The following is a 17,651-nucleotide window of genomic DNA, read 5'->3' as shown; positions in this document are numbered from 1 at the left end:
GAGAACAACCATGCGCAGGATCTGGCTCGCGGCACTCGCCGTCACGGTGGGCGCCGCGTTGACCTCGGGCGTATCGCAGCTGGCCACGGCGGGTACGCCGTCCCGGCCGCAGGGGAGCACGCCGTCTCGATCGCCGCTGCACTGGGGGGCGTGCCCCAGCCCGACGGAGGCGGCCCTGCGGTGCGCGAAGCTCGCGGTGCCGCTCGACTACCGCCACCCCGACGGGCGGAAGATCAAGGTCGAGGTGTCCCGTCTGGCGAGCGGGAAGCCGGCCGAGAAGCGCGGCGTGCTCCTGCTCAACCCCGGGGGCCCCGGCCTGCCGGGGCTCCCCGTTCCCGCCCTGATGAAGCTGCCCCAGAAGGTGCGCGACCGCTACGACGTGATCGGTTTCGACCCGCGAGGCGTCGGTCATAGCACCCCGCTGACCTGCGGCTTCACCGCTGCTCAGGGCGGGGTGGCGGCCAACCCGGCCAACCCCGGCAGTGCGGCGGAGGTGACGAAGCAGGCCGGAATCGCGAAGAGCCTCGCCGCTCGGTGCAACACGTCGAAGACCGCAGACCTGCTGCCGCACATCACCACCGAGAACACCGCGCGGGACATGGACCGGATCCGAGCGGCACTGGGCGTGCCGAAGATCTCGTATTACGGCGAGTCCTACGGCACCTACCTCGGCGCGGTGTACACCACCCTCTTCCCCCACCGCGGCGACCGCGTCGTGCTCGACAGCAGCCTGCCGCCCGAGGGTTACGACGTCGAGGCCCTGCGCGGCCAGGGCGCGGGCTTCGAGACCCGCTTCCCCGACTTCGGGAAGTTCGCCGCGGCCGCGGACCGGCAGTACCACCTGGGCAGCACACCGGCCGCGGTACGCGAGAAGTACTTCCAACTCGCCGCGCGCTTCGACAAGAAGCCCGCGCAGGGGTACGACGGCACGACGTTCCGCGTCGTCACCGCGGGGCTGATCCGCTCGCAGAGCGACCTCGCGGGCCTCGCCGCCATCTGGCACGCCCTGGACACGAACCAGCCGGTCCCGGGCTCCGACGACCCCGGCGGCGGCGGCGCGTACAGCGACAACTACCCCGCCGCCTACCTCGGGGTGATCTGCGGCGACTCCCGCTGGCCGACGTCCCTGGCGACCTACCAGCACAACGTCGCGGTCGACCGGGTCCGCCACCCGATGTACGGCGCGTTCACGGCCAACATCCGGCCGTGCGCCTTCTGGCCGGCCCCCGCGGAGCCAAGGGTGAAGATCACCGATCGGGGGCCCTCCAACGTGCTCATGGTGCAGAACCTCCGCGACCCGGCGACCCCGCTGTCCGGAGCGCTGCGGACGCGCCGGGCCCTCGGTGAACGGGCCCGGATGGTCACCATCGACCAGGGTGGGCACGTGGCCTACCTGGTGGGCCCGAACACCTGCGGGAACGACACCGTGACCGACTACCTGGTCACCGGGAAGCGGCCCGCGCACGACAGCTACTGCCCCGCATAGCCGGTCACCGCTTCATCCGCCCCCTCGGGGCACGGGCCCCGGCGAAACCGAGGCCGGTCCGGCGGATCAGCGGCTCAGCAGATACGCGGCGATGATCAGAGCAACGAGGCAGCCACTGAGCACCACAGTGATCGGGTTCCGTCGGCGCACTACCGCTCTGCCAATCCCCGCCAGCCTGCGAGCGGATACCGGCAGGTCAGAGAGATCGTGAAACGAGGCTCTTCCCGGCAGGTGCGCATCGATCGTTCGGGTGTAGGCCTCCTGGAAAGCATTCACTTCACGGTCTGTGGCGCCCAGCGCTCGGACAAGGGCCTGCAGGTGCAACCACGTGTCAGGCAGAACGTCGCCGTCGATCCAGCGCATGACAGTCATCAGGACCAGGTCGTCCTTGAGCCGTCCCGGGAATGCCGCCTGCGTCAGATCGCTGACCGATCGTCGTTCGGTACGCGGGGTGCGCTGGCGCAGCTGCGACAGCGCCGTGGACAAGGCCGCCGGGGTGCTTGCGGTCTTGAGGCCGAGCACCAGCTCCGCCGGCTGAGCACCCAGGCCCTCCAGCGGCTGGTGATCCGTGTGCGCTTCGTCCGGATCGAACTCGTCGCCCGTCCGCTATCTCTCGTTTCTGCTGGTCAGAGGTTTTCTCGGGTTGTCCCGCCCTTTTCCGGGACTTCCCTCGGCCTGGGTGTCCTCCACCAGACTCCCCTGGACTATGCGGGAAGCCGTCCGCGGTGCGTCCTGCGCCTGTTGTCTGGCTCCGAGATCGATCTGATCGTCGAGATCGTTCAGCTCGTCGTCCTGGGCATCCAGCTGTTCCTGAACAGCGTTGAGGAGTTCGCGAATCCGGTCGAGTGGCGGCAGGTCCAGCTCTTGGGCCACTGAGTGTGGGTGGGCGACGGCGGGCGGGGAGATCGGACAGCGCCCACCGGGCGGTGTAGAGGCGGTAGCCGGCCTCCAGGCCGCGTGCGGACGTCGGCTCGCCGATGTCCAGGCAGTGGGTGGAGATGGCAGCGGCCACGATCCGGTCGTCCAGGCCGGGGTCGCGACGGCGGCCGCGCTGGACGAGGACGAGGTGTCGGCGGGCTTCGGCAAGCAGGTGCCGTCGGTGAAAGCGGCCGCCGTCGTTCATCACGAACACCGTCGCGGCGACGTCGACGGCCGCCAGGGCGACGTCGACCACGGCGGCGACCCGGGCCCGAATCGCGACGGCCGCGGCGCGGGCGTACTCGAGGAGGGAGGTGATGATGTCGGCGGCCACCCCGGAGGTGAGGATCGCGCTCGCCTTCCACCAGACACGCAGCTGCACGAGCGGCAGGGTCTTCTGCTTGGGCGGGCGGGTCTTGCGGGCGGCCATCGCGTTCAGCTTGGCGCGGGCGGTCTCGGAGACCACCGGCAGGTACTTCAGGGTGCCGTCGTCTTTGACGGCGGTGACGTACTCGTGCTCCAGGTCCTCCATGCAGGCGGCGATCTGGTCGCTGCGCCGGGAGGTCCAGCGGATCAGCTCGTGCGGCACCCCCGCGATCTCCATCACCGGCCGGCGCCCCGGCGTGACGGTACGCGGCTCGGTCGCCAGCCCCAGCGCCTCGCAGACCTCAGAGGCCACGAGCTCGTTGTAGAGCGCGGAGGCGGCCACGGTGTTCTCGTGCAGGGCCAGGGAGTGGATCGAGCCCCACTTCCCGTCCAGGCGCTGCCCCTTCACGGACAACAGCAGATGGTCATGGAGCAGCGGCATCCCGGAACGCGCCTCGTAGTGGCGGAAGCGCGCGGCGACCAGACCGCCGGGCGGCCACACCCGGTGGATGCCGTCCTTGCCGTACCGGATCACCGCGACCTCGTCCTCGATCCACTCCAACACCCGTGTGATCGCCCGCTCGTGCGCGGCCTCGATCACCCGGCGGGTCTCCTCATCCCCCAGCGCCCAGAGGAGGTAGATCGTCGGCTGCGGCCGGAACACGAAGTCGACGCCCGTGACCGTCACCCGGCGACCGAGGGCGCCGGTCTTGAACGCCTTCTTCGGGGAGACGCCCGCGGCGAGCAGGTCTGCTTCGATCCGGTCCGCGTACGGATGGCGGCCCCGCTCGCCGAACAGGTTCCGCAGCTGGCTCTCGGTGACCTCCTCCCCCGCGCTCAGCCCGAGCACGGCCAGGCCGCGGCCCATCCAGCGCCCGACCGGGACACCGGCCTCCCCCTGGGCGGCGCGCAGCGGCGTGCGAGCGGGGCGGCGGCCATCGCCGACGACGGTCTCGCGCAGGTAGTAGCGGTACATCTGACCAGCCCGGATGACCTTGATATCCACTGTCATGGAGACCACGTCACACGGCTCTGACCTGCAAGAAAAGGCCGGACGGCCGTACGTCCCGTCAGGCGGGAGCAGCGGCCGAACTTCTTCACCGGTGCCCGTCAGACGGGAAGCGGCTCCAGCCGGATCGGAAATGTCATCGCTCTCCGGCAGCCATCACTTCACGACCCGAGCGACACCAACGAACACCACTGAGCACCACCGAGTGCCAGGGAACACGCACCACCAACGAGCACCGCCCATCAACCCCGGCGGACTGCCAGGGGCTTCGTCGTGCTGCCCGGAGGAGACCAACGTGCCCACCTTCGAGACCTGCCCGCGCTTCACCGCCGACCTCCAGCACCTCACTCCCGCCCAGCGCCGACGCTTCCACCGGGTCGTCGTGGACGCCTTCGTGCCCGGCCTCCGCACCGGCCTGTTCCGCCCCGGATTACGGGAAGCGCGCGGGTTCCCGAAATCCCGGAGCCGGAGTACGCCGAACCGGGACGCCACTTCCCTGTCTTCGACGGTGGTCGTGCGAGTTCAGCCTTCACGGCTGGGGCCGGATAGGTACCCGTATTCATCCAGCCCGTGCTCCGGCCTCCTGTGTCAGCTGGTGCGGCCATTCACTTCGAAACGTTGGAAGAGGGCCGGCAGGAACTCTTGGAGCAGGAGCCTGGCACGTTCCGCGTCCCTGACTTCGTCGTGGCCGAACCGGAAGACCTCGTAACCTCTGAGCTTGAGTTCGCGGTCCCCAGCCACCAGCTCCGCGTACTTACAGCTGTCGGGTACCTGACCGTCGTCGCGGGTGTAGTGCTGGGACCCGTCGACCTCAAGAACGACGCGCTGGCCGTGGGGCAGTAGGAGCAGGAAGTCCATGCGGGAGCGCAGCAGCGCTTCAGGGCCACGCTCACGGACTGTTTTGTGGTCCCAGTGGAGCCACACCTCGGGCAGGAGCGCCGGGAGGTCATAGACGGCAGAGCCGAGGATGTGGTGGTAGAGCTCGAAGACGTTGCGCTGCCCGGGTGAGTTGCCGGGCAGGCTGCGGCGGAGCCGGTGGTAGAGGGTCCTCTTGGCTTCGGCCTCGTCTGCGAGCTTTTGGGTGTCCTGCCACCAGGTTTGGAGGTCTCGCCAGCGGATGCCGTCGCCTGTGATCTCGCGGTCGTAGACAAGGACGTTGCCGGGGTCACCGACGATTTCGATGTCGTTGTCCACTGCGGAGAGGAATCGGATGTCCGGCTTGGTGAGCGAGGCGAAGATGACGTTCTTCGGCCGTCGGTTGTCGGCGAGCCGGGTGGAGACCACGGTGAAGCGCGGGTAGCCGCCGTCTGCCCCGGTCTCACGGAGCTCGACTCCCGCGCTGCGGATCTGCTCGTTGATCTGTGCCACGAGGTGACGTTGGGCGGGCTCGTCGAGGAGCACGTCGGCGGAGACGGCCGATGCGAGGAAGCGGGCGAATCGCGCGTCGCCGGCGTCGAACGCCCCGAGGTGTTCGAAGAGGTCCTCGGTCGACCAGTCCTCCGGGTTGCGGAAGACGTGTTGCTGGATGTGCTGTCTCAGCCCAGGCGGGCGGTTGGTGCTGGGAAGTAGCAGGTCGGCGAGGGATTCTTCACGGTCGAGCACCCAGAAGCGCTCCAGCAGCGTCATGAATCGGGCTTCGTGGCGTGCCATGTCCGCCAGATCCAGGGCTCGGGCCAGTTCGCGTCGGACCCTCTTGGATATCGCCGGGGGTGACGACTCCGCCCAAAGTAGATCTTGTATCCCGTTGCGAGTCGCAGCGGTGAGACTCCCACGAGCCAGGATGCGTTGCGCGACGTGGGTGAGATCGTTGTCGGAGACCTGGGCGTAGCTGCGTTCGATTCGTTCACGCAGCGATCCCTCCTCCTTGGGGATCTCCGGCATGGCCAGCTCCGCGAACGCTGCGTTGAGGGTGGCGTGCGTGTTCCCGCTGAGGTGGCGCGAGACGACAGCGTCCAACTGCTGCCGAAGTCCCGAGCGGTACCTGCTGCTGACCATCAGCCGATGATCCCAGAACTCCGCCGGGCAGTCAGCAGTTTGCAGCGTCCAGGACGGCTGTCGAGTCAGGCTCGCAGTGCTGGGCGAAGGGCCGAGCGGTGCTGGTCATGGCGCGATGGGCGCCTCAGATGCGGGGCGCCAGGACCTGCCCCGGCAGCGGCCCGGGGCAGGCGGTCTTTCTCTGCGCCAGCTTCACCGCGGCCTGGGCAAGTGCGCGCGCTGCGAGTGCCTCGGGAGAAGCCATGGCCTGGACTGTAGCCACGAACCGGCTCCCGCAAGAAGGAGACCGCGGGTCCCGTCCCCACCCTCTCCTTGTCGACCGCACCCCACCCGTCACCGCCGACGCCATCGCTCGCACCGGCTTCTGGGACGAACGAATCGGTAACAGCAGGTCCGCAGGGAGCAGCTCAGCTACGCCGACCCGTCACGCTCTGGAGGGCGGATCATCAGAACGTTCGACACACCGCCCTGGTTCACGCAGTCCTGCGCCAGGTCGTGCACCTGCCAGAAAAAGTCCGGGTCAGAAGCAACTGCATTCACAGCCGTCTCGACAGGCGTATACCGATGCAGAGGGGTCGACACCTCGTCGTAAACGAAGCCCATGGTGTCCCGGGTCAGAATTGTCAGCGGCCCTTCGCCAGCCCACTCGACTCCGACACGCACGTCGTACTCGCCGGCACCGGTCAGGTCCGCAGTCGCTCGGACCAACGCCATCATGTCCGCGATCGAGCACTCGATGGCAGAGGACTCGACGTGCCGGCCCTCGAAGAACTCCCCGCCCTCAGCGCCCGAAGCAGCACGCCGGTGTCCGCCCACAGCGGCCGCCAGGGTGACCGATCCGTCGTGGTGGATGGTGGCCCACGCCTCCTTCCACCAGGAGTAGGCGGCCGCTGCCGTGTTCACCAGGACCCACCGGCGCAGGCCAGGGCGAGGGTTGAGCCGGTCCACGCTCTCCAGGGGGTGAACACCACCCCGCCCCGCGTACATCAAGGCAAGGCTCTCTGCCTTGGACATCACCTTCTGCGCCTGGTCGCGCGTCAGCCTCTCGCGAACGAGAGGGAGCCGCGGGTGGGCAACCGCGATCAGCCACGCGCGCTTGCGGCTGTCGCGCCCGGCGGCGGCTTCGGTGAACAGCGAGTCCAGGGCCTCGGTCGCATGGCGGCGCTCGTCGAAGCGAGCGCGGTACATGGCCTCGATCTGGCGTTCCTTCATCCATACCGTGTCGGCGTCGTTGCGGACGGGAGCGCCAAAATAGTCGTGCCGATAGATCAGGTGCGGACCGTCGACGCTAGCCGGGATCTCCACCACCACGGCCCTGTTCCCTGCCTCGCCCACACGGTGCACACCGAGCCCGAACACTGGCGGAGAGATCGCAGTGATCGCGGCGCTTCGCAGTGCCCGCTCGTGGCCCTCATCGAACTCGCCGACATCGACGCGGCTAGTCGCCGCCTTCTGCGTCTCTTGTACGCCGTAAACGATCACACCGCCGCCGCTGTTCGCCATGGCCGCGACATCCTTCGGGAAGTCTGTCTGCGGCAGACCTTTGGCGGGCGGCAGCTCGGACTTCCAGTCCAAGTCGCTGTGTTCCGTCACTCCAGCTGTTACGGCGGCGTCCAGGATGTCACCGGTCAGCGGCCCAGGCGCGAGCCCGAGTATGCGGTGAAGTGGCGTGAAAGGCATGGCGCAAGCTTAGGGAAGCCCTCTGTGCCCTGTCCTCCTGAAGCTGCCACGAAGTGACCAGTAGCTCCAGGACGGCAGCGCCGCCGGCCGGGGTCCGCCCGACCGGGGGCCGAATACGCAGCGGCGGCTCTCGCCCCCGGAGCGTCCGGGCTACGCGAGCGGGGCATTGGCGCCGGTGAGGTCTTCGACCACACCGGGGTCGAGCTCCGCAGCACAACCCCGCAGACGCTTCTGCTGCGCGGGGGTCAGGCCGAGCTCGTCGTCGAAGGCGAGGCGTTCAAGGGCGGCGGCGACGTAGCCGGGCGCGGCTGCTGCCAGCGCCTGGCGCATGGCCTCGCCGACCACGTCTGCCGCGGGCAGGCTGGCGGAGTAGTGCGCGGCGATGCCATATGTCTCGGCCGCGCGCGGGTTGATTCGCTCCAGCGCAGCCTGCATATTGGCGTCACCCTGGTCGGCACGTAGGACGAGGTCCACTTGGTCGCGGCCATTGGCGGCAGCAGTCACCGGTCGGAGACCAGACGCAGTCGGCCGCTCGGGGGCAGTCTCCTGTACCACCTCAGCGGCCGGGGCGTCCTTGGGCCTGCGTCGCAGCTTCTCCTTGAATCGGCGTGCCCCGTCCTTGAGGTACGGGGTGGCAACCTCCACGGCGGCGACCGTCACGGTTTGAGCGACCTCAACCGCAATGTCGGTGGCGCAGTTGACGAGGAGGTTCCTTAGGCCGTCCCCGTAGCCCTCGTCGTACCGGTCGTCGGCGTCGAAGAGTCACGCCCCACCACGGACGGTCAACGACTCGCTGACTGACAAAATGGCTCGCACTAGGGTGCCCCGTCGCGCGCCGAACATACGGCGTACGAGCAGCAGGTCGCCCAGGCCGTCGCTGCCGTCCAGCGCCAGGGCGGCGTTCCGGGCCCGGCGCTCCAGGAACGGCAGCAGACGGTAGAGGCTCTCTATAAATACCGGTGCCTGGCGGCACGAAGTGCGGCGGACCCTGCGAACGACGGAACGTCACATGTCAGCGCGCTCGAGGTGCTGCTGGAGGGCTGCCGCTACTTCGGTCACGCTTCCATGGGGCGGCAGCGCGGTGTAGGTGACCTCTCCGCGGTCCAGTGCCATCTCGCTGGTGAAGTGGACCAGATCAGGGGCGGGGGCGAACACGTCGCGCAGCCAAACAGCGATGACGGCTGCCTCGTCCGCGGATGCCTTCTCGACCAGCACCGAGCCAAGTTCGGGAAAGGGAGTGGTGGCCAGTCCTTCAAGCCAAACTCCGTCACCCAGTGGCATCTCGAACGACAACGTTTCCGCCCCGCGGGGCCCGAGAGGGCCTTCGGGCCAGGTGACGGCCTCGGGGAAGGCTGCGGTGAGCTTCGTTGCGAAGTCGTCAAGACGCAGGTGCCATGCTGCGGCGTTGTCGACCGGCGGGGCGAAGCTGAAGGTGGTCCTGCGCGGATTGATCTGCATCGTGTCCTCCAGGCTTCCTACGGAACGTAGCGTGCGGTGCCCTGTACTCCGGTCATGGCCATCATGCTCTGCCAGTAAGGGGCGGCGTCGGGGTCGTTCGTGGCGATCTCGAAACCACGGATCTCGTGATTGCGCGGGTCGGAGAGCGCGGCTTTGTAGCGGCTCATTTCCTTCTCGTCGCCGACGAACATGCCGTCGCGCCGGGGGTCGAACTTCACGGCTCCCCTGGCGTCGACCTTGGGTGGGGTGCCGAGGGTGGTGTCCAGGCTGTCCAGGCTTCGGAAGGTTTTGCGGCAACCGGGTTCGCGGACGTGTTTGGCTTCGACGGCGTAGCCGTCCACCGGGCGCATGCCGTCGATCATAAGACCCTTGCCGCTACGCCCCGATGCACCGGCGGGCAACGGTACTTCGCGTTCGGGGTAACCGGACACCCGCATTTGGTAGGCGTTGTCCGGGCTGGTGGGTCCCCCTCCGCCGCCGAAGCCGCCTGGGGGGAGCGATCCGGCCCAGGTGCGGAAGGCGGCTTGGTTGCCGGAGGAGAGGAGTTGGGTGGTGCCGGGTGTCGGTGGCAGGGGATCGCGGTTGAGCGTTGGGTCGTAACCGCTGCTCATGGGCAGGAGGCCGGGCATCCCGGTGAAGGATGCGATAGCGACGGGAACCGGCAGGGGGATCGGGAGGGGCAGGAAGGGAAGGCCGCCGCCGGGCGGCGTGTCCGAGCCGTGTGGGAGTTTGACGCGTGCCTCGGACGTGTCGACGGCCTGGGCGACGGTGCCAAGGCGACGGATCCACGGGTCTTCCAGGACCAGGTTCTGCAGACCGCCGTCGTCACCGTTTCCGCCGAACATCGGCGAGTCCCAAGGTGCTTCGATGCGGAAGAGGTCGGCCTGGTGCTGCAGGATGGTCTTCAGCGCCGCTTCGACATGGTCGGCGTACTGGTCGCACGCGGTGGCGAGCTGGGTGCAGGCCGCCACGAGGTTCGCGACAAGCGGCTCGTCCTCCTGCGCGTACTGGGGCGGGCAGGTGCGCCCCACGAAGCCGTTGAAGTACTGGCGGAAGGCGTCCGCGGCAACACCTTCGTGCGCGCGGTCGGCGGTGGAGGCGAAGGTCTGGGCGTCGGTGAGGAAGCGCATCATCAGCTGTCCGGCGTGCCGCCAGGTGCCGGCCACGTCCCGGATCCTGCCGGGATCTCCGCGGAACTTCTGACCCTGCCTACCAGGGGTGTGCTCCGCGAACCAGGAGGACTCACCAATGACTTCCGGGAGGTCCTCACCAAGATTCAGATAGTTCTCTATGCAGTTCGCCCCGGGATCTCCCATGCCGGACGTCAGATCGACCTGCTTACCCATGATCGCGGCGACGTTTTCCTCCTGGGCCATGTACTCCCGGGCCGTCCGCATAAGACCCCGCCCGGTCTCACCCAGGACGTAGGCACTGAAGCCCATCTGGTTAAGAGTGGTGCTGGCCGCCGACACGTAGACGCGTTCGAAGTCCTGACCCGCCTCATCATCCCCGGCCATACCCTTCTGGCGGTCCAGCTCGTGGAAAAGGCCGATCGCGGTATCGCGGACCCCTTCCATCACATCGGTAGCCAGACCCATCGACGCCTGAATCATCCCCTCGGCAACCACCTTCAGCTGAGGCGCCAGCCCACCGCTCATCACGCTCCCCCGTTCCACTCCCCCGCCGCGCAGGCGCGACGCCCCCGCCCTGCCCACCGTTCTATCGCATCAAGGTCAGCAGAGGTAAGGCCGCAAGAGGGCTACGGGCCCCGCCCGTCATCCGCCCGCCGGTCTGCTCGTGGTCGTATGACCTCCTGAGGGCGCCAGTCGTCTGGTAGGGCTGAGCCCTCCAGCAAACACCCGAGCCGGTGGTGCATCGGCAGACGTACTGGCACACCTTGAAGGCCGGGCCGCGTCAGCGCGAGCGCCTCGTACGGTGCCGTGAGCGCGGCCGCCTCCTCGGGGTCGGCAGGACGTGCCAGTGCAGATCGCGTCGGCCCGCAGGCCAGACCCGCCCCACCCGCTCGAAGAAGTGCTCCACGCCACCCGCCCCCTGTCCGGGCGGCCGTCGCCCGCGACCCGAGCCTGTCACGCACCAACCCGCCCTGTCCTGGTCACGCCCCGATCCGGCGGCCGGTGGCCGAGACGTCCTCCGGCCGCCGGACCAGACCACCTGTGCGTAACGGTGCGCGTCGGCTACCGGCGGCGGAACAGACTGCGGTTCTTCTTCGCCTCCGCCGCGGCCGCCTCCCGGGCCACGGCTTCCTCTGCCTGGATCCGCGCTGCCTTCTCTGCCCGCACCTGTTCGTGGTGTTCGTCCAGGCACGGATCGCACAGGTCGCGGTGCGGCAGCCTCGGGTGATGCCGGACCCAGAGCCAGCGTTCGTCGGCAAACTTCGTTCCGCAGCGGGTGCACACCGGTCGCTGCGCCTCCCGCTCTGCGGCTTCGCGTTCCATCTGACGCCTGCGGGACTGCTCCTCCTGCACCCGGTACGACCGCTCACCGTCCGGGTTGTCCAGGGCCTCGCTCAGCGTCTGCCACTCCTCGCGCCCGAGCCGCCGCCACACCGGGCCCGCTGCCCCGGCCGGGTCGGCGGTGATCCGCTCCAGCTCGGTGACGACCACGGGCACCCCCTGGTGGTAGTCGACGGCCGTGATGTCACCGCCCGGGTACTTGGTGCCGGCGAAGTAGGAACGGGCGGCCTGCTCCAGGCGCCGCATGCGGCTGGCCCGCTGCGCCTTCGTCCTGCCCGTGAACACGAACGCGACGGGCACGTAGCCCTCCCGACCGGTCGCCGGGTAGATCCGCGACCACAGCCGGAAGCCGTGCACCGCCACACCCTGCCGCCGGGCCGCCTTCTCCCGGTCCGCGTCGGCCTTCGGCGCCAGGAGCCCGAACCAGTCGCTGTAGCGGCGCAGCTTCGCCACCAGGTCGTCGACGGGCTCATTCGGAAAGCACCCCTTGTCCGCCGTCTGACGCTCACCGCCGACCGCCTTCAATTCCGCCCAATTGACCCCCATGTCCAGACGTTTTGTCCGTGACCGATGTGACTGGCCGCGATAGATGACGGGCCGGATGAGGATGCTCCCCAGTGGAATGGGGCTTTGGCCGTAGTAGCTGGCGGGCCGTGGCCGGGATAGATGGCGCTTGCGGGCGGGAAATGACTATTGATCTGTCGCAGCGAAGGTGGCATCGATGCCCACCTGATCAGCCGTTTGTGCGCGGTCTGGAACGAGCCGAGCTCGTCGGGTAGATCCCGCCACGGTGAGCTCGTGCGGTACTGGCTGACCGCTCGGAAGCCCCTGCGCGGTGATGTCCCCAAGTTCTGGTGTCGCCGCAGCCCGCGGGTCAGGCTTCGGCGTCGGCCTGTTCCTGTTGGGTGGCTGCCCAGGACGCGAGCAGCATGAGGGCGTCGTGGTCAGAGGTGCCGGGCTCGGCACTGTAGGCGGTGAGGGTCAGTCCGGCGTGGCCCGGCAGTTGCATGGCGTCGAAATCGAGGGTGATCTCGCCGATGGCCGGGTGGCGGAAGGATTTGTGTCCGGTGTGGTGCAGGCGCACGTTGTGTTTGGCCCATGCCGTGCGGAATTCGTCGCTGCGGGTGACAAGTTCGCCGATCAGGCCGGTCAGTTCGGCGTCGCCGGGCGCGCGGCCGGCTTCGGTGCGCAGCAGGGCGACGGTGGTGTTGACGGAGGTGTTCCAGTCGGGGAAGAAGCCGCGGCTGGTGGGGTCGAGGAACTGGAAGCGGGCGATGTTCACCGTGGCGGGTGCCGTCCTGGTGAACAGCGGGGCGTACAGGGCGCGGCCGAGGTCGTTGGCGGCGAGGATGTCGAGGCGGCCGTTGCGGATGAAGGCCGGTGAGCTGGTCATGGAGTCCAGGACGCGCTTGAGGCTGGCGGGGACGGCTGTTTTGGCCCGGCGGGTGGTGCGGCGGGCGGGGCGCTGGCGCTGGGCTGCGGCCAGGTCGTGGAGGTGGGAGCGTTCGGCGTCGTCGAGCTGGAGGGCGCGGCACAGGGCGTCGAGGACTTCTTCGGAGGCGCCGGCGAGCTGTCCGCGTTCCAGGCGGGCGTAGTAGTCGATGCTGACTCCGGCCAGGAGGGCGACTTCCTCGCGGCGCAGCCCGGGGACCCTGCGGGTTCCGCCGCCGAAGGCGGGCAGGCCGGCCTGCTGCGGTGTGATCTTTGCGCGGCGGGTGGCGAGGAATTCGCGGATCTCGTGGGCGGTGTCCATGCCATCCAGGCTAGGCGGGATCGAGACGAGGAGGGGTGCCCTGTCAGTGCCTGTAACAGCAGTGCCTTCCCCGCAGCTGTGAGCTGCGGTTTCCTCGATGGTGGCAGCAGATGCAGTCCACCTTGCTGCCGCCTGCGGATGCCACCGGGCCCACCGTGGCCGACAGTGAGCACAGCCGCAGCCATACGTACGAATCGTCACAGGGAGTCACCGCATGCCTAAGCAGTCCGCGCCGCAGGAGTTGGCCGGCATCGCGCCGAAGCTTGTCGAGGTCACCAACGAGGTGCTGTTCGCAGACGTGTGGGAGCGGCCCGAGCTGTCTCCCCGTGACCGGAGCCTGGTCACGGTCAGCGTGCTGGCCGCCCTGTACCGCACCGAGCAGCTGCCCTACCACCTGGGCAAGGCGCTGGAGAACGGGCTCACGGTGGAGGAGCTGTCGGAGGCCATCACGCACCTGGCCTTCTACGCCGGATGGCCCAACGCGATGACCGCGATCACGCAGCTGAAGAAGATCACCGACGAGCGCTCCGCCTGACCACCTGCGCAAGCAGCGCAGGGACGCCCCGCACGGCCGGCGGGCCGTGCGACATCACAAGGAAAGAACGAGATGACCACCAACGGATTCGATCAGATGTTCCCGCTCGGGGAGAAGAACGACGCCTACGCGCAGTACTTCACCGGCCAGAGCTACCTGGCTGCGCTCGCCTCGGGGAGCGTTCCCGTCAGCAACGTCTCCTTCGAGCCGGGCTGCCGCAACAACTGGCACATCCACCACGGCGCCGTCGGCGGCGGCGACCAGATCCTGCTGTGCACGGCGGGCAGCGGCTGGTACCAGGCCGAGGGCGAGGAGGCCGTCAGCATGAAACCGGGAACGGTGATCCGCGTCCCGGCGGGCACGAAGCACTGGCACGGCGCGAAGGCCGACGCGTGGTTCTCCCACGTCGCCTTCATCACCCCGGGCGAAGACGTCAGCAACGAATGGCTGGAGCCCGTCACCGACGAGGAGTACGGGCAGCTGCCGAAGAACGGAGCGCACGCATGACCATCCTGAACGAGACCTACACCCTGTCGAACGGCGTCGAGATCCCGAAGCTGGGCCTTGGCACCTGGTTCATCGACGACGGCAAGGCGGCCGACGCGGTCCGCGCCGCCGTTCAGGTCGGCTACCGCAACGTCGACACCGCCCAGGCGTACGGCAATGAGCGCGGTGTGGGAGAGGGTATCCGTTCTGCTGGCGTGGCGCGCGAAGACCTGTTCGTGTCGACGAAGCTGGCCGCGGAGATCAAGGACTACGACGCGGCGGTTGCCGCGATCGACCAGTCGCTGGCGACGCTGGACATCGGCCACATCGACCTGATGCTGATCCACGCCCCCCAGCCGTGGGACGACTTCCGCGGCGGCGACTACAACGAGGGAAACCGCCAGGCGTGGCGCGCGCTGGAGGACGCCCACAAGACGGGCAGGATCCGCGCGATCGGGGTGTCGAACTTCCTCCAGCCCGACCTGGAGAACATCCTCGATCACGGCACCGTGGCACCGCACGTCAATCAGCTGCTCGTGCACGCCGGGAACACCCCAGCCGAGCTGCTGGCCTTCTGCGAGGACCGGAACATCCTGGTGCAGGCGTACTCGCCGATCGCCCACGGCACGCTCCTGGACAACCGCCAGATCAAGGCGATCGCCCAGAAGCACGGGGTGAGCGTCCCGCAGCTCTGCATCCGCTACACCCTGCAACTTGGCACCCAGCCGCTACCGAAGACCGCGAACCCCGAGCACATGCGATCCAACGTCGACCTCGACTTCGAGATCTCCGAAGCCGACATGGCCACACTGCGCACCCTGGACGAGCGCGACTACGGCGAGCACGCCGCCTTCCCCGTCTACAGCGGCAAGTAGCCCGCAGCACGCTGCGGCCGGCCCGGCATCACGCCTCATCGCCGCCACGAAGACGGCGGCCGTGCCCGCCCCATCGGAGGACCGAGATGACCAGCACGATGAAAGCGCTCCTGCTCGGCCGCGGACCGCAGTGGGTGCTGGATGACATGCCGGTTCCCCGGCCCGGGCCCGGCCAGGTACTCGTCCGCAACCTGGCCGCGGCGACCAACAACGCCGACCTGGCGATGCTCGCCGACGCCGACCCCACCCACGGCGGCACCGGCAAGGAATCCATCGCCGGGTTCGAGTACGCCGGCGAGATCGCCGCGGTCGGCCAGGACGCCGGCGACTGGAAGGTCGCCGACCCCGTCATGGGCACCTTCCCGTCCTCCTTCGCCGAGTACCTGGTCGTCGACCACCGCTTCGTGCTGCCCCGCCCCGAGGACTTGGTCCCGGAAGTGGCGTGCGCCCTGCCGACCGCGCTGCTGACCGAGTTCGGTGCGCTCAGCGCTGCCGGCTTCCGGCCGGGACAGAGCGTCCTGAGCACAGGGGCGTCGACGAGCATCGGCATGATCGGCATCCAGATCGCCAAGACCCTCGGCGCGTCGCAGATCATCGCCACCACCCGCAACAGCGACAAGACGGACCTACTCACCAAGCTGGGCGCTGACACGGTGATCGTCACCGCCAAGGGCACCGACCTGGCCCACGCTGTGCTCGCAGCCACCAACGGCGCAGGGGCGGACGTGGTCTTGGACCATGTCGCCGGTGACACCTTCGCCGCCTGCCTCCCGGCGACCGCCGTCGACGGACAGGTGGTGAACATCGGCCGCCTCGCCGGTCCCTCCGCCACCATCGACCTGGACGCCCTTTCCTTCCGGCACCTCACCGTCCACGGTGTCTCCTTCGGGTTCACCCGCGATTGGGAGACCGTCCCCATCCTGGAAGGGCTCCGAGCCGAGGTACTGCCGGCGGTCGACCGAGGCGACATCACGCCGGTCATCGACACCACCCTCGGCGTCGAGCAACACCACGAAGCCGCCGACCTGCTCCGTTCTGCAAACACGGTCGGCAAGGTCGTCCTGACGTTCGCGTGACGGCCTCGCCGGGCGCGAGCGGAGGGCTACCGGTCGCACCCGGCCAGATAGTCCGCCCAGCGGCCACCGGAGCGACAAGCTGAGGCAACCCGCACGAGTCCAACCGAATCATCGCTGCCGCAGAAGCCCTCAAGCATCCAGAACAGCCCACCAGGCCGACCCACGGGCCAGATCATCGCAACTCAGCGCTACCTGAGCGCTTTGGTTCCAGACCCGCCATCCACGGCGTCCATCCGCCAACAAACGTGTCCAGTCACAACCGACGCCACAGACGGCGCCCCCGCCCCGCATGCGCGTCCTCTGTCCACAGGGCCGCACTCCGAGGCTGTGATCAGCAGGCCGGGCGCAGCAGGCGCACGGCCCGTACAGGTAAGGAACCGTCATGGAGACGACGTCGCCGCAGCTGCCGCAGCTCGCCCCGGAGCAGATCCGCAGGGCCGCCGACTACGTGGAGCTGGTCTGGCAGGAGCAGGGCAGCGAGGAAGAGAAGGCCGCGCTCGCGGTCTTCCACGCCGACGGCCCCGAGCTGGCTCGGCTGATCGGTGAGTTCGGTGCGCTGCTGCTGGCCGACTACCTCCCCGTCGTGCCCGATGAGCACGCCGACTGCGAGTCCGCGTACGTCATGGACAAGCTCGTGGCGGTGGCGAGCCGGTACCTCAAGCGGTGGTGCTACTCGGGCGGCGGGGCAGAGGTCGCCTACACCGCGGCAGGGTTCCTGATCGAGTGCATGCAGGAGTCGACCAGGTCAGCCAGTTCCTGTGCGACATCCGCGACGACGCTCCCCAGTGGCCGGCGACCGCGGCCTCCTGAGCCGAGCGGAAGCCGGGACGGCGCCCGAGAGGGGAGACTTCTCCCCCCTCGGGCGCTGTCCTGTTCGGGTGGGATGTCGCAGGTAGCGAACCCGGTCAAGGAGCGATGCACCGGGCTGCAGACATCGGATGCTGTGCACTCTCCACTCCGATGCCGTGCACTCCCGACCGGATGTCGCGCATCGGATGTCGTCCACTCTCCCGGCATCGGGTGCGGTGGCAGACACCGGGTGCGGTCCACTCCGCACCCGGTGGCATCCACTCCCGGGCCGGTGGTGCGCATCGCGGTGGGGTGGTGCGCACCGGGTGCGCGCGCCGCGCATCGCGGTGCGGTGGTGCGCGCACCGGTGCGGATCGGTGCGCGCACCGTCGGTGCGGTCTCAGGGGTTGGTGCGCGTACCAACCGTCCCGTGGTGCGCATCGTGGCGCCCGGCGCGCTTCTGGGCAGCGCGCGACGCTTCCCTCGTCAGGGGCCGGATCAGGCGAATCCCCTCTATCACACGCCCCCTTGACCGCGATCCCGCCGAAGTCCCGATTGTGCGTTATGGAACCCCTGAGTATGCGGCAGGTCACATGAAATCGGCGCGAGGGCGGGTCTGGTGCGCGCACTTCGAGGTGACAGCGGAGCGGTGCGCGTCGGCTCGGGCAGGCGGTTCGCCCGGTGCGCGCACCCGGGCCCGCCGGTGCGCGCACCATCGTCTCCGTGCGCGCACCGGGGGTGCCGTGGCCGG

At 68.8% G+C, this 17,651-nt stretch carries 15 protein-coding genes and 1 pseudogene; 6 read left to right on the top strand and 10 right to left on the bottom strand.

Annotation, left to right across the window (positions count from 1 at the left end; translation table 11 throughout):
- Positions 1-10: 10 nt before the first annotated feature.
- Positions 11-1,486, top strand: a complete 1,476-nt coding sequence (locus tag ACGFU6_RS03175) for an alpha/beta hydrolase (protein WP_393607764.1) — start codon at positions 11-13, stop codon at positions 1,484-1,486.
- A 66-nt stretch (positions 1,487-1,552) separates the two neighbouring features.
- Here the strand turns inward: ACGFU6_RS03175 and ACGFU6_RS03170 are convergent, their stop codons facing one another.
- From ACGFU6_RS03170 to ACGFU6_RS03125, 10 genes and pseudogenes are all read right to left on the bottom strand, one after another.
- Entirely contained in the window at positions 1,553-1,849 is a 297-nt protein-coding gene (locus tag ACGFU6_RS03170; protein WP_393607763.1) for a hypothetical protein, read from the bottom strand.
- On the bottom strand, positions 1,818-3,782 hold the full coding sequence (gene mobF, locus ACGFU6_RS03165; RefSeq protein WP_393607762.1) for a MobF family relaxase: 1,965 nt from the start codon (positions 3,780-3,782) through the stop codon (positions 1,818-1,820). The genes ACGFU6_RS03170 and mobF overlap by 32 nt, the downstream gene beginning before the upstream one ends.
- 585 nt (positions 3,783-4,367) lie before the next feature.
- Positions 4,368-5,774 carry a hypothetical protein gene (locus ACGFU6_RS03160; RefSeq protein ID WP_393607761.1) on the bottom strand — a complete coding sequence of 469 codons (1,407 nt, stop codon included), beginning with the start codon at positions 5,772-5,774 and terminating at the stop codon, positions 4,368-4,370.
- A 411-nt stretch (positions 5,775-6,185) separates the two neighbouring features.
- Complete coding sequence (locus tag ACGFU6_RS03155; protein WP_393607760.1) at positions 6,186-7,454, bottom strand: helix-turn-helix domain-containing protein; 1,269 nt, start codon at positions 7,452-7,454, stop codon at positions 6,186-6,188.
- A 150-nt stretch (positions 7,455-7,604) separates the two neighbouring features.
- Complete coding sequence (locus ACGFU6_RS03150) at positions 7,605-8,114, bottom strand: hypothetical protein (RefSeq protein WP_393607759.1); 510 nt, start codon at positions 8,112-8,114, stop codon at positions 7,605-7,607.
- Positions 8,115-8,459: 345 nt separating this feature from the next.
- Entirely contained in the window at positions 8,460-8,912 is a 453-nt protein-coding gene (locus ACGFU6_RS03145) for a hypothetical protein (RefSeq protein WP_393607758.1), read from the bottom strand.
- Between the two features lie 17 nt (positions 8,913-8,929).
- Positions 8,930-10,570, bottom strand: a complete 1,641-nt coding sequence (locus ACGFU6_RS03140; protein WP_393607757.1) for a restriction endonuclease fold toxin-2 domain-containing protein — start codon at positions 10,568-10,570, stop codon at positions 8,930-8,932.
- 537 nt (positions 10,571-11,107) lie between these two features.
- Positions 11,108-11,932: a hypothetical protein gene (locus tag ACGFU6_RS03135; RefSeq protein ID WP_393607756.1), complete on the bottom strand. Its 825-nt coding sequence runs from the start codon at positions 11,930-11,932 to the stop codon at positions 11,108-11,110.
- Between the two features lie 173 nt (positions 11,933-12,105).
- Positions 12,106-12,195 (bottom strand): annotated as a pseudogene (locus ACGFU6_RS03130) (IS5/IS1182 family transposase); the annotation flags it as partial.
- A 65-nt stretch (positions 12,196-12,260) separates the two neighbouring features.
- On the bottom strand, positions 12,261-13,139 hold the full coding sequence (locus ACGFU6_RS03125; protein ID WP_393607755.1) for a helix-turn-helix transcriptional regulator: 879 nt from the start codon (positions 13,137-13,139) through the stop codon (positions 12,261-12,263).
- Between the two features lie 214 nt (positions 13,140-13,353).
- Between ACGFU6_RS03125 and ACGFU6_RS03120 the strand changes: the two genes are divergently transcribed.
- The 5 genes from ACGFU6_RS03120 to ACGFU6_RS03100 all read left to right on the top strand — a co-directional run bounded on the left by ACGFU6_RS03120 (position 13,354) and on the right by ACGFU6_RS03100 (position 17,432).
- Positions 13,354-13,674 carry a carboxymuconolactone decarboxylase family protein gene (locus ACGFU6_RS03120; RefSeq protein WP_393607754.1) on the top strand — a complete coding sequence of 107 codons (321 nt, stop codon included), beginning with the start codon at positions 13,354-13,356 and terminating at the stop codon, positions 13,672-13,674.
- Between the two features lie 72 nt (positions 13,675-13,746).
- Positions 13,747-14,181: a cupin domain-containing protein gene (locus ACGFU6_RS03115; protein WP_393607753.1), complete on the top strand. Its 435-nt coding sequence runs from the start codon at positions 13,747-13,749 to the stop codon at positions 14,179-14,181.
- Positions 14,178-15,035: an aldo/keto reductase gene (locus ACGFU6_RS03110; RefSeq protein WP_393607752.1), complete on the top strand. Its 858-nt coding sequence runs from the start codon at positions 14,178-14,180 to the stop codon at positions 15,033-15,035. The genes ACGFU6_RS03115 and ACGFU6_RS03110 overlap by 4 nt, the downstream gene beginning before the upstream one ends.
- 86 nt (positions 15,036-15,121) lie before the next feature.
- Entirely contained in the window at positions 15,122-16,111 is a 990-nt protein-coding gene (locus ACGFU6_RS03105) for a zinc-binding alcohol dehydrogenase family protein (protein WP_393607751.1), read from the top strand.
- Positions 16,112-16,493: 382 nt separating this feature from the next.
- Entirely contained in the window at positions 16,494-17,432 is a 939-nt protein-coding gene (locus tag ACGFU6_RS03100) for a hypothetical protein (RefSeq protein ID WP_393607750.1), read from the top strand.
- Positions 17,433-17,651: the final 219 nt, after the last annotated feature.

This window comes from Streptomyces sp. NPDC048462, assembly GCF_043200175.1.
In the GTDB taxonomy this organism is placed as follows: Bacteria; Actinomycetota; Actinomycetes; order Streptomycetales; family Streptomycetaceae; genus Streptomyces.
The sequence above is the reverse complement of the archived record's forward strand: the minus strand, read 5'-3'. Positions and strand labels throughout refer to the sequence as shown.